We start from the raw sequence: 11,786 nt of genomic DNA, 5'->3' as shown, positions 1-11,786 counted from the left end.
AGGAGTTTCGCGTTCCGTTGTCGCTGGAAGTGGGGCGCATTATAAGGGGATCTGGAACCGCGTCAACCTTTAATTTCAATATTTTCAAATAATTAGGGGAAAGACCGCGCCAGGGGCGCCAGGGGGCCGCCGCACGCTTTGCAGCGCCTAGCAGATCGAGCGCCGCCCGCGCGGCGCTCGATCTACCAGGCGCTGAATACCTAACGGCGAACACCTCTCAACGCCAACCCAACCTCCAGACAAACACCTCTCAATACACCAACACCTCCCCAGACAGCCCCCTTAACCCCACGACAGCCCCCCCACCCAACACCTCTATATAAATAGCCCCCCAAAAACAAAACAGGGCGGCCTAGCGGCCGCCCCGTTTCCACTCCCTACCCCTTACAAACTAGGAAACGCAAACTGCGAAGCCTCATGACTGGCCCGCTGCGGCCAGCGCTGGGTAATCGCCTTGCGCCGGGTATAGAAGCGCACCCCATCCGGACCATAGGCATGCAAGTCACCGAACAGCGACCGCTTCCACCCACCAAAGCTGTGATAAGCCACCGGCACCGGCAGCGGCACGTTGACCCCAACCATGCCCACCTCAATCTCATCACAGAACAACCGCGCCGCCTCACCGTCACGGGTGAAAATGCAGGTACCGTTGCCGTACTCATGCTCATTGATCAACTGCATGGCCTGCTCCAGGCTGTTCACCCGCACCACGCACAGCACCGGCCCGAAAATCTCTTCCTTATAGATACGCATCTGCGGGGTGACCTTGTCGAACAAGGTGCCACCCACGAAATAGCCATCTTCATTACCCGCCACACGGTAGCCACGACCGTCGACCACCAGCTTGGCGCCAGCGGCAACGCCGTCATCGATGTAACCCACCACCTTGTCACGGGCAGCGGCGGTCACCAACGGCCCCATGTCCAACCCACAGGAGGTGCCAGCACCGATCTTCAGCGCCTTGATCTGCGGCTCGAGCTTGGCAATCAACGCATCGGCGACCTGGTCACCCACGCACACCGCCACCGAGATGGCCATGCAACGCTCGCCGCACGAACCATAAGCCGCGCCCATCAGCGCACTGACCGCGTTGTCCAGGTCGGCATCGGGCATCAGCACCGCATGGTTCTTCGCACCGCCCAGGGCCTGCACACGCTTGCCGCGCTTGGTGCCCTCGGCATAGATGTACTCGGCGATCGGGGTCGAACCGACGAAGCTCAGAGCCTTGACCTCCGGCGCCTCGATCAGCGCGTCGACCGCTTCCTTGTCGCCGTGCACGACATTGAGAATCCCCTTGGGCAGGCCGGCCTCCAGCAGCAACTGGGCGATATACAGCGTCGAGCTCGGGTCGCGCTCGGAAGGCTTGAGAATAAAGGCGTTACCACAAGCGATCGCCAGCGGGTACATCCACAGCGGCACCATGGCCGGGAAGTTGAACGGGGTGATGCCGGCAACGATGCCCAGCGGCTGGAAATCCGACCAGGCATCGATGTTCGGCCCGACGTTGCGGCTGTACTCGCCCTTGAGCAGCTCGGGGGCGGCGCAGGCGAACTCGACGTTCTCGATGCCACGCTTCAATTCGCCGGCGGCGTCCTCCACGGTCTTGCCGTGCTCCTCGCTGATCATTTGCGCAATCTTCGCCTCGTTCTGCTCAAGCAACTGCTTGAAGCGGAACATCACCTGGGCGCGCTTGGCCGGCGGCGTGTTGCGCCAGGCCGGGAAGGCGGCCTTGGCCGAGTCGATGGCTTGCTGGATGGTGGCGCGGCTGGCCAGCTCGACCTTGCGCACGGCCTGGCCGGTGGACGGGTTGAAGACATCGGCGGTGCGTTCGCCCTTGGTGACCAGCTCGCCGTGGATCAGGTGCTGAACAATGCTCATGCAGAACTCCAGATAAAGAAGGTAGAAGCAGGCGCGTGCAGTTCACCCGCCTGACGTCAAAAACGGAAAAATCAGTCGACCTTGTTCAGGGCTTCGCCCACGGCGTCGAACAGGCGGTCCAGCTCCTGCGGCTGGGTATTGAAGGTCGGCCCGAATTGCAGGGTGTCGCCGCCATAGCGCACATAGAAGCCGGCTTGCCACAGCTTCATGGCCGCCTCGTACGGGCGAACAATCGCGTCACCGTCGCGCGCGCCGATCTGGATGGCACCGGCCAGGCCGTAGTTGCGGATGTCGACGATGTTCTTGCTGCCCTTGAGCCCGTGCAACAGCTGCTCGAAGTGCGGCGCCAGCGCGGCGGCGGACTGCACCAGGTTTTCCTTTTGCAGCAAGTCCAGCGCAGCGATACCGGCGGCGCAGGCCACCGGGTGCGCCGAATAGGTGTAGCCGTGGGGGAATTCCACCGCGTACTCGGGCGTCGGCTGGTTCAGGAAGGTCTGGTAGATCTCGCCGGTGGCGATCACCGCGCCCATCGGGATGGCGCCGTTGGTGACCTGCTTGGCGATGCACATCAGGTCTGGGGTCACGCCGAAGGCTTCGGCACCGGTCATTGCGCCCATGCGGCCAAAGCCTGTGATCACTTCGTCGAAGATCAGCAGGATATTGTGCTGGGTGCAGATCTCGCGCAGGCGCTTGAGGTAACCCTTGGGCGGTGGCAGCACGCCAGCCGAGCCGGCCAGCGGCTCGACGATCACCGCGGCGATGTTCGAGGCGTCGTGCAGCTCGATCAGCTTGAGCATTTCGTCGGCCAGGGCGATACCGCCCTCTTCCGGCATGCCCTTGCTGAACACGTTGGCCGGCAGCACGGTGTGCGGCAGGTGGTCGACGTCCAGCAGTTGGCCGAACAGCTTGCGGTTGCCGTTGACGCCGCCCAGGCTGGTGCCGGCGATGTTCACCCCGTGGTAGCCGCGGGCACGGCCGATGATCTTGGTCTTGGTGGCCTGGCCTTTCAGGCGCCAGTAGGCACGCACCATCTTCAGCGCGGTGTCGGCGCACTCGGAGCCGGAGTTGGTGAAGAACACGTGGTTGAGATCGCCCGGCACCAGGTTGGCGATTTTCTCAGCCAACTGGAACGCCAGCGGGTGGCCGAACTGGAAGGCCGGCGAGTAGTCGAGGGTGGCGACCTGGCGAGCGACCGCCTCGCTGATCTCCTTGCGGGTGTGCCCGGCGCCGCAGGTCCACAGGCCCGAGAGGGCATCGAACACCTTGCGGCCCTTGTCGTCGACCAGGTAATTGCCTTCGGCCGCGACGATCAGGCGCGGGTCGCGCTGGAAGTTGCGGTTGGCGGTGTAGGGCATCCAGTGGGCGTCCAGCTTGAGCTGGCTGGCGATACCGGTGTGGACGGTCTCGGGCATGTTCATCGGGCGGTTCCTCGAAAGACGATTAGGCAACGATGGATGTTGTTGCAGCTAAATTGGCACGGCGATAAAGTCCAGAAAACCCAACATTTCTAACCTTCATTCCGCAGCGGGCTAAACATATGAGCCGACGTCCCGATCCCCTCGCCCAGGTCAGCGATTTCGATATCCGCTTGCTGAAAATCTACCGCAGCGTGGTGGAATGCGGCGGTTTCTCGGCGGCGGAGAACGTTCTGGGCATCGGCCGTTCGGCGATCAGCCAGCAGATGAACGACTTGGAGCAACGGCTTGGCCTGCGCCTGTGCCAGCGCGGGCGCGCGGGGTTTTCGCTGACCGAGGAAGGTCGCGAGGTGTACCACTCGGCCCTGCAACTGCTCAGCGCCCTGGAGAGCTTTCGCACCGAGGTCAACGGGCTGCACCAGCATTTGCGCGGTGAACTGAACATCGGCCTCACCGACAACCTGGTAACCCTGCCGCACATGCGCATCACCCACGCCCTGGCCGAGTTGAAGGACCGCGGCCCGGACGTGCGCATCCAGATCCGCATGATCGCGCCGAGCCAAGTCGAGCAGGGCGTGCTCGACGGCAGCCTGCATGTCGGCGTGGTGCCGCAGACCAGCCCGCTGTCCGGGCTTGAGTATCAGCCGCTGTACAGCGAGCGCTCGCTGCTCTACTGCGCGGTTGGCCACCCGCTGTTCTACGCCGACGACCAGCAGGTCGACGACCTGCGCCTGAACAGCCAGGATGCCATCGCCCCAACCTTCCGCCTGCCCGCCGATATCCAGGCGCACTACCAGGCCCTGTACTGCACCGCCAGCGCCTCGGACCGTGAAGGCATGGCCTTCCTGATCCTGACCGGGCGCTACATCGGCTACCTGCCCGACCACTACGCCAGCTTCTGGGTGCAACAAGGCCGCCTGCGCGCGCTCAAGCCTGCGCAGCGCTTCTACGACCTGGGCCTGAGCTGGGTGACCCGCAAGGGCCGGCGACCGAACCTGGTGCTGGAAAGCTTTTTGCAAAACCTGGCTGCGACACGTTGATACCCATCTGAGCCGCAAATGCTTGTCACTTCGGCACAGGCAGGTAATCTGTCGGACATTCGTAACGACCCGCCCGGAATCGTCCATGACCCTAGAAGTCCCTGCGCATCGCTCCCCCGCCTCGGGCAAGCCCGCCGGCCGCATCCGCCAGAAGAACGAGCAGGCCATCATCCAGGCTGCCGAAGACGAATTCGCCCGCCACGGCTACAAGGGCACGAGCATGAACACCATCGCGCTCAAGGCCGGGTTGCCCAAGGCCAACCTGCACTACTACTTCACCAACAAGCTGGGCCTGTACATCGCCGTGCTGAGCAACATCATCGAGTTGTGGGACAGCACCTTCAACGCCTTGAGCGTCGAGGACGACCCGGCCGAAGCGCTGAGCCACTACATTCGCACCAAGATGGAGTTCTCCCGGCGCAACCCGCAGGCCTCGCGGATCTTCGCCATGGAAGTGATCAGCGGCGGCGAGTGCCTGAGCGAGTACTTCAGCGCCGACTACCGCGACTGGTTCCGTGGCCGCGCCGCGGTGTTCCAGGCCTGGATCGACGCTGGCAAGATGGACCGGGTCGACCCGGTGCACCTGATCTTCCTGCTCTGGGGCAGCACCCAGCACTATGCCGACTTCGCCACCCAGATCTGCCAGGTCACCGGCCGCAGCCGCCTGACCAAGCAAGACATGGAAGACGCCAGCAACAACCTTATCCACATCATTCTCAAAGGCTGCGGCATCACCACGCCCGCCTGACCCGGACCTATGCCTTCTACCCTGCTCGAGCTCTGCGAGTTCCGCGAGGACATTCGCAAGAGCCGCTTCATCACCCTCGCCGGCCCGATCAGCAGCGCTGCCGAGGCGATGGCCTTCATCGAACGCCACAGCGACCTGGCGGCCACCCACAACTGCTGGGCCTGGAAACTCGGCGCCCAGTACCGCAGCAGTGACGATGGCGAACCCGGCGGCACTGCCGGCCGGCCCATCCTCGCCGCCATCGAGGCCCAGGATTGCGACCAGGTCGTGGTGCTGGTGATCCGTTGGTATGGCGGCATCCAGCTGGGCACCGGCGGCCTGGCCCGCGCCTATGGCGGCGGTGCCAACAAGTGCCTGCAACAGGCGCCGAAGCGGCTGCTGGTGCAACGCAGCGAGTTCAGCTGCAGTTGCAGCTTCAGCGAGCTGGCGCTGCTCAAGCTGCGCCTGGCCGAGGTGGATGGGCTGGTACTGGACGAACAGTTCACCGCCAATGGCGTCGACCTGCAGATCGCCCTGGGGGATACGCACCTGGACAGCCTGCAACAGCAACTGGCCGACCTCAGCCGCGGGCGGATCCTGCTCGAGCGCCGTTGAAGGTTGCCCACAACCACTGTGGGCGTGCCTGTGGATAAGCTTGGGGCATTTCACCGCAGGCCTTTACCAGCAAGGCCTGCAAGGCTTTGATCATATTTTGATCACACCTGTGTGACAGGCGGGTAAACCGAACGGGGTCAGTTAGTTATCCCCAGCCGGTGAGCGAAATAGCGCCCCGGACAATCTATTTCAAGGCGTTGCGCTTGCACACAAATACTGTGGAGCAGCCTGTGGATAACCCGTGAGGCAATGCGCCAGGCCCCGCAATCATGGGGCTCCGGCAACACTGATCACTTCTTGACCAGGCGAGCATCCAGTCCTGGGCTGGAGTATGCTCCTGAGCCAGCATTCACCTTTTCAGGAGCCCCGCAATGACCGCACAGAAAACCGCCCTGATCATCGGCGCCTCACGAGGCCTGGGCCTCGGCCTGGTGCAGCGCCTGCAAGAGGATGGCTGGAACGTCGTCGCCACCGTGCGTGACCCGCAAAAGCCCGGCGCGCTGGCCGAAGTACCCGGTGTGCGCATCGAGCGCCTGGAGATGAACGACACCGCGCAACTCGACGGCCTCAAGCAGCGCCTGCAAGGCGAGGTATTCGACCTGGTATTCGTCAACGCCGGGGTAATGGGCCCGCTGCCCCAGGATTTGGAAAGCGTGCAGCTGCTGCAACTTGGCGAGTTGTTCATGACCAACGCCGTGGCACCGATCCGGGTCGCCCGCCGCTTGGCCGGCCAGGTACGCCAAGGCAGCGGTGTACTGGCTTTCATGAGCTCGATCCTGGGTAGCGTGACCATCCCCGACGGCGGCGAGATCTGCCTGTACAAGGCCAGCAAGGCCGCGCTCAACTCGATGATCAACAGCTTCGTGGTCGACTTGCAGCGCCCGGACCTGTGCGTGCTGGCCATGCACCCGGGCTGGGTGAAGACCGACATGGGCGGCGAGAACGCCGAGATCGACGTGCTCACCAGCACCCGCGGCATGCTCGCGCAGATCAAGGCGCACAGCGGCAACGGCGGCCTGCGCTTCATCGACTACCAGGGCCAGACGCTGACCTGGTGAATTGAAAGCCGCGTGGCGAGGCAGTAGACTCCAAGCCTCGCCCCTGCGGCGAACCTGGATCAGCAGACAGGGCAACACTGAGCTGGCTAACCTGAACCCACTTTCAGAGGAGCCGGCACCATGCCTGCGACCCGTACCTGGTTGAAATCCCCCCTTGCCATCTTCACCGCCAACGCCGGCGACGCCCGTGGCGGGCTGGTCATCGAAGACGGCCGCATCACCGAGCTGCTTGGCCCCGGCCAAGCCCCCAGCGCCCCTTGCGACCAAGTGTTCGATGCCCGTGAGCACGTGGTATTGCCCGGCCTGATCAACACCCACCATCACTTCTATCAGACCCTCACCCGTGCCTGGGCGCCGGTGGTCAACCAGCCCCTGTTTCCCTGGCTCAAGACCCTCTACCCGGTGTGGGCGCGCCTGACCCCGGCCAAGCTCGAGCTGGCCAGCCAGGTCGCCCTGGCCGAGCTGCTGTTGTCCGGCTGCACCACCGCCGCCGACCACCATTACCTGTTCCCCGAAGGCCTGGACAACGCCATCGACGTGCAGGTCGAGGCGGTGCGCAAGCTGGGCATGCGCGCCATGCTCACCCGCGGCTCGATGAGCCTGGGCGAGAAAGATGGTGGCCTGCCGCCGCAACAGACCGTGCAGCAAGGCGAAGTGATCCTCGCCGACAGCCAGCGCCTTATCCACAGCTACCACGAGCGTGGCGACGGCGCGCGCATCCAGATCGCCCTGGCGCCCTGCTCGCCGTTCTCGGTCACCCCCGAGATCATGCGGGCCAGCGCCGACCTTGCCGAGGAACTGGACGTGCGCCTGCACACCCACCTGGCCGAAACCCTCGACGAAGAAGACTTCTGCCTGCAGCGCTTCGGCCTGCGTACCGTCGACTACCTCGACAGCGTCGGCTGGCTCGGCCCACGCACCTGGCTGGCCCACGGCATCCACTTCAACCCCGACGAGATCGCCCGCCTCGGCGCCGCCGGCACCGGTATCTGCCACTGCCCGAGCTCCAACATGCGCCTGGCCTCGGGCATCTGCCCAACCGTGGAGCTGGATGGCGCAGGCGCGACGGTTGGCCTGGGGGTAGACGGTTCGGCCTCCAACGACGCCTCGAACATGATCCTCGAAGCGCGCCAGGCCCTGTATCTGCAACGCCTGCGTTACGGCGCCGAGCTGATCACGCCGGAACGCGCCCTGGGCTGGGCGACCCGGGGCTCGGCCAAGTTGCTGGGGCGCGGCGATATCGGCGAGCTGGCCGTGGGCAAGCAGGCCGACCTTGCGCTGTTCAAGCTCGACGAACTGCGCTTCTCCGGCAGCCACGACCCACTTTCAGCCTTGCTGCTGTGCGGCGCCGACCGTGCCGACCGGGTGATGGTCGGCGGCCAGTGGCGGGTCATCGACGGCCAGATCGAGGGCCTCGACGTGCAGGGCCTGATCGCCAACCACCGCCAGGCCGCCGCCCAGCTGATCGCCGGTTGACGAACCAGGGCCTGGCCGGGCGCATTGCCTGGCCAGGCCCTGTAGAATGTCGGCCAACCGTACCTGATCGAGATTGCACACATGTATGAATGGCTGAACGCCTTGCCCAAGGCGGAACTGCACATGCACCTGGAGGGCTCGCTGGAGCCCGAACTGCTGTTCGCCCTGGCCGAACGCAACAAAGTCGCCCTGCCCTGGGCGGATGTGGAAACCCTGCGCGGCGCCTATGCCTTCAATAACCTGCAGGAGTTTCTCGACCTCTATTACCAAGGCGCCGATGTCCTGCGCACCGAGCAGGACTTCTACGACCTGACCTGGGCCTACCTGCAGCGCTGCAAGGCGCAGAACGTGATCCACACCGAGCCGTTCTTCGACCCGCAGACCCACACCGACCGTGGCATCCCGTTCGAAGTGGTGCTCAACGGCATCAACCAGGCGCTCAAGGATGGCCGTGAACAACTGGGTATCGGCAGCGGCCTGATCCTCAGCTTCCTGCGCCACCTGAGCGAAGACGAAGCCCACAAGACCCTCGACCAGGCCCTGCCCTTCCGTGACGCTTTCGTCGCCGTCGGCCTGGACAGCTCGGAACAAGGCCACCCGCCAAGCAAGTTCCAGCGCGTGTTCGACCGCGCCCGCAGCGAAGGCTTCGTGACTGTCGCCCACGCCGGCGAGGAAGGCCCACCCGAGTACATCTGGGAAGCCCTCGACCTGCTGAAGATCCAGCGCATCGACCATGGCGTGCGCGCCATCGAGGACGAACGGCTGATGCAACGCATCATCGACGAACAGATCCCGCTGACCGTCTGCCCGCTGTCCAACACCAAGCTGTGCGTATTCGACCACATGAGCCAGCACAACATCCTCGACATGCTCGAGCGCGGCGTGAAGGTCACGGTCAACTCCGATGACCCAGCCTACTTCGGCGGCTACGTCACGGAAAACTTCCAGGCCCTGCACGAACACCTGGGCATGACCCAGGACCAGGCCCGGCGCCTGGCACAGAACAGCCTCGACGCACGCCTGGTGCGCTAACCCACCTGCCGCGCCGGCAGCCGCGCGATGGCGTTGATGTGCTGCAGCCCGGGCGGGGTGAGCTGTACCGCCCGGTTGCCATCCTGCTCACGAACCCAGCCCGACTGCAGGAACAGCCGCAACAACGCCTGCCCCAGGCTGCCGCCCAGGTGTGGCCCCTGGTCGCTCCACTCGGTGCAATGGCAAGTGACGCAACCGCGCTTGCCATCAGGCACCAGGGCGTCGATGAAAACCCCCAGGGCTTCCAAGCGCGCCTTGCCTTCAGCGCTTACGCACAACTGCGCCTCGCTGCCTTCGAGCCAGCCGTCGGCGAGCAAGCGCTGGAACAGGTCGGCCGCCACCTCGCCGCCCAGGTGGTCGCCACACAGGCGCGCCTTGCGCATCGACAGAGGGATCTGCAGGGCATCACCTTTGCGCGCAGCGCCGCGCACCTGCAATTGCACGCTGGCAAGCGCCTCCACCGCGGCGCCCACCTCGGGGTTGGCCAAGCGAAAATAGCGCTTGCGCCCACGAGGCTCGAAGCGCAGCAAGCCCGCCGCCGACAACAACGACAGATGCGCGCAGGCCGACGGCGTACTAAGGCCGGTGAGCAGCGCCAGTTCATCCGCCGCCCGCGGCGTGCCGTCGATCAGCGCCCATAACATGGCACTACGCTTGGGGTCGGCCATCAGGCCAGCGACCTGGCTGATGCTGCGGACTTCGTTCATGAACCTGAAGCTCCCTGATGAATCTCGGCTGGTAGGCGGGGTAATGGCGCGATGTCGGGGCAGTATAAGACCACTCGTGGTTGACCTGCCGAGCCCTGTAGGAACGCCGCTGACCGCCCTGAGGGCACCCTCGCGGCGACGCGGCGAATCGGCTGGTCGCCCGTGATACAGCGGCTGCGGCAACGTGGGACCAGGTCGCCCGACGGCAGGCATAAACAATTCCTACAGCTGCGCACAACAATTACCTGCCGCAATGCAGAAAGCTCCCCTCCCCCAACCCGCCATGACCGTCAGTCAGGGTAGTGATCCCGGTCATGGCGAGCGCCTGGGGTGGCGCTAAACTTCATCGGCTCTCGCTCACTGGAGGTGAATCACGATGAAGATTGTCGTCAGTGCGTCGAACCGAAACCCTGCTTGCCCCTGGCAGGTCCAGCTGGACCAGCACGTGGTGAGTTTTCGCAACGAAGCCGAGGCGCGGGCCTTCGTCGCCTTGCTCGAAGCGCGCCTGAACGCGCCCCATGTGCTTACACCGAGCGCCTGGCCTGCAAGCGCCGGGTCAGCATTGCGACACTGACCACCAGCGCGCCGCACAAGCTGATCACCAGCGCCATGGGCACCGCGCTGCCATCATGCAGCACCCCGACCAGCGCCGCCGCAGCCGCGGCGACGCTGAACTGCAGGCAGCCCATCAGTGCCGAGGCACTGCCGGCCCGTGCCCCCTGGCCACTCATGGCGCACGCCGAGGCGTTGGGGATGATGCAGCCGAGGCTGGCGATGCAGACGAACAGCGGCACCAGCAAAGGCCACAGCGCCACCGGACGCAGCGCCGCCACCAGCAGCAGCGCCAGCGCCGCGGCCAGGTACAGCCAGACCGCACGGGCCAGCAGGAACGCCGGCCCACGCTTGGCCAAAAGACGCGCATTGACCTGGGCCATCAGGATGAAACCGGCGGCATTGGTGCCGAACAACCAGCCATAGTGCTCGGCCGGCACGCCGTACAGCTTGATGAAGACGAAGGGTGAGCCGGCGATGTAGGCGAACATCCCGGCGATGGCGATCCCGCCGGTCAGCGCATGGCCAACGAACACCCGATCACCGAGCAGGCGCAGGTACTGGCGCAACGCCCCCGACAGCGGCTGGCGCGGCACGTGCGCCGGCAGGCTTTCCGGCAGCCCCAGGCCGACGGCCACAAGGCAGGCGGCGCTGAACAGGCTCAAGGCCAGGAAGATCGACTGCCAGCCGGCCACATTGACCAGCACGCCACCGAGCATCGGCGCCAGAATCGGCGCCAGGCCCATCACCAGCATCAATTGCGAGAACACCTTGGCCGAAGCCACTGCGTCGCACTTGTCGCTGACGATCGCCCGCGACAGCACCATGCCGGCGCAGCCGCCCAACGCCTGGACGAAACGCGCCACGATCAGGCTGTCGAGGTTTGGCGCATAAGCGCAGGCCAGCGACGCCAGGGTGAACAGGCCGACGCCGAACAGCAGCGGGATGCGCCGGCCGAAGCGATCGGCCACCGGGCCGTAGGCCAGCTGGCCAAGGGACAGGCCGAGGAAGTAGGCAGCCAGGGTGGTCTGCACGTGCTTTTCATCGGTGGCGAAAGCGTGCGCCATGGCGGGGAAAGCGGGCAGATAGAAGTCGATCGCCAAGGGCCCGAACGCACTCAGGGCGCCGAGAATCAGCAGGGTTCGCAGGTTCATGGAGAATCCATAGCAGGCTAAGCAAGCGCTTAAGTCTACCTGCACTGGGTGCCCAGGCGATGAAAACCTTGGTAATAATTGCCGGATTTCCCCGGCGAACACCGCACAGCCGGTGCCATCCTGCGCGGCGCC

General features: G+C 64.8%; 11 protein-coding genes. 7 read left to right on the top strand and 4 right to left on the bottom strand.

Going from position 1 to position 11,786, the window contains the following annotated elements; translation table 11 throughout:
- Positions 1-384: 384 nt before the first annotated feature.
- A complete protein-coding gene (locus NJG22_RS15090) occupies positions 385-1,878 on the bottom strand; it encodes a CoA-acylating methylmalonate-semialdehyde dehydrogenase (RefSeq protein ID WP_217852555.1) in 1,494 nt (497 codons plus the stop codon).
- Positions 1,879-1,949: 71 nt separating this feature from the next.
- Positions 1,950-3,296, bottom strand: a complete 1,347-nt coding sequence (locus tag NJG22_RS15085) for an aspartate aminotransferase family protein (protein ID WP_253095594.1) — start codon at positions 3,294-3,296, stop codon at positions 1,950-1,952.
- Between the two features lie 119 nt (positions 3,297-3,415).
- Between NJG22_RS15085 and NJG22_RS15080 the strand changes: the two genes are divergently transcribed.
- The 6 genes from NJG22_RS15080 (at position 3,416) to NJG22_RS15055 (ending at position 9,241) form a co-directional block, all read left to right on the top strand.
- Positions 3,416-4,333 carry a LysR family transcriptional regulator gene (locus NJG22_RS15080; protein ID WP_253095592.1) on the top strand — a complete coding sequence of 306 codons (918 nt, stop codon included), beginning with the start codon at positions 3,416-3,418 and terminating at the stop codon, positions 4,331-4,333.
- Between the two features lie 85 nt (positions 4,334-4,418).
- On the top strand, positions 4,419-5,081 hold the full coding sequence (locus NJG22_RS15075; protein ID WP_186662637.1) for a TetR/AcrR family transcriptional regulator: 663 nt from the start codon (positions 4,419-4,421) through the stop codon (positions 5,079-5,081).
- A 9-nt stretch (positions 5,082-5,090) separates the two neighbouring features.
- A complete protein-coding gene (locus tag NJG22_RS15070; protein WP_253095590.1) occupies positions 5,091-5,675 on the top strand; it encodes a YigZ family protein in 585 nt (194 codons plus the stop codon).
- 371 nt (positions 5,676-6,046) lie between these two features.
- A complete protein-coding gene (locus tag NJG22_RS15065) occupies positions 6,047-6,733 on the top strand; it encodes an SDR family oxidoreductase (protein WP_253095588.1) in 687 nt (228 codons plus the stop codon).
- A 120-nt stretch (positions 6,734-6,853) separates the two neighbouring features.
- Positions 6,854-8,209, top strand: coding sequence for an 8-oxoguanine deaminase (locus tag NJG22_RS15060; RefSeq protein WP_253095586.1), 1,356 nt, complete (start codon positions 6,854-6,856; stop codon positions 8,207-8,209).
- Between the two features lie 81 nt (positions 8,210-8,290).
- Positions 8,291-9,241 (top strand): adenosine deaminase, encoded by a 951-nt coding sequence (locus tag NJG22_RS15055; RefSeq protein WP_253095584.1) that lies wholly within the window; start codon positions 8,291-8,293, stop codon positions 9,239-9,241.
- Here the strand turns inward: NJG22_RS15055 and NJG22_RS15050 are convergent.
- Complete coding sequence (locus NJG22_RS15050; RefSeq protein WP_253095581.1) at positions 9,238-9,948, bottom strand: helix-turn-helix transcriptional regulator; 711 nt, start codon at positions 9,946-9,948, stop codon at positions 9,238-9,240. The genes NJG22_RS15055 and NJG22_RS15050 overlap by 4 nt on opposite strands.
- Positions 9,949-10,324: 376 nt before the next feature.
- Between NJG22_RS15050 and NJG22_RS15045 the strand changes: the two genes are divergently transcribed.
- Positions 10,325-10,522, top strand: coding sequence for a hypothetical protein (locus tag NJG22_RS15045; RefSeq protein WP_225935563.1), 198 nt, complete (start codon positions 10,325-10,327; stop codon positions 10,520-10,522).
- Here NJG22_RS15045 and NJG22_RS15040 read toward each other — a convergent pair.
- Positions 10,473-11,654, bottom strand: a complete 1,182-nt coding sequence (locus tag NJG22_RS15040) for a multidrug effflux MFS transporter (RefSeq protein WP_253095579.1) — start codon at positions 11,652-11,654, stop codon at positions 10,473-10,475. The two genes, NJG22_RS15045 and NJG22_RS15040, sit on opposite strands and share 50 nt — an antisense overlap.
- Between the last annotated feature and the right edge of the window lie 132 nt (positions 11,655-11,786).

This window comes from Pseudomonas sp. VA159-2, assembly GCF_024126635.1.
In the GTDB taxonomy this organism is placed as follows: domain Bacteria; phylum Pseudomonadota; class Gammaproteobacteria; order Pseudomonadales; family Pseudomonadaceae; genus Aquipseudomonas; species Aquipseudomonas muyukensis.
This window is presented reverse-complemented; position numbering and strand designations above follow the sequence as displayed.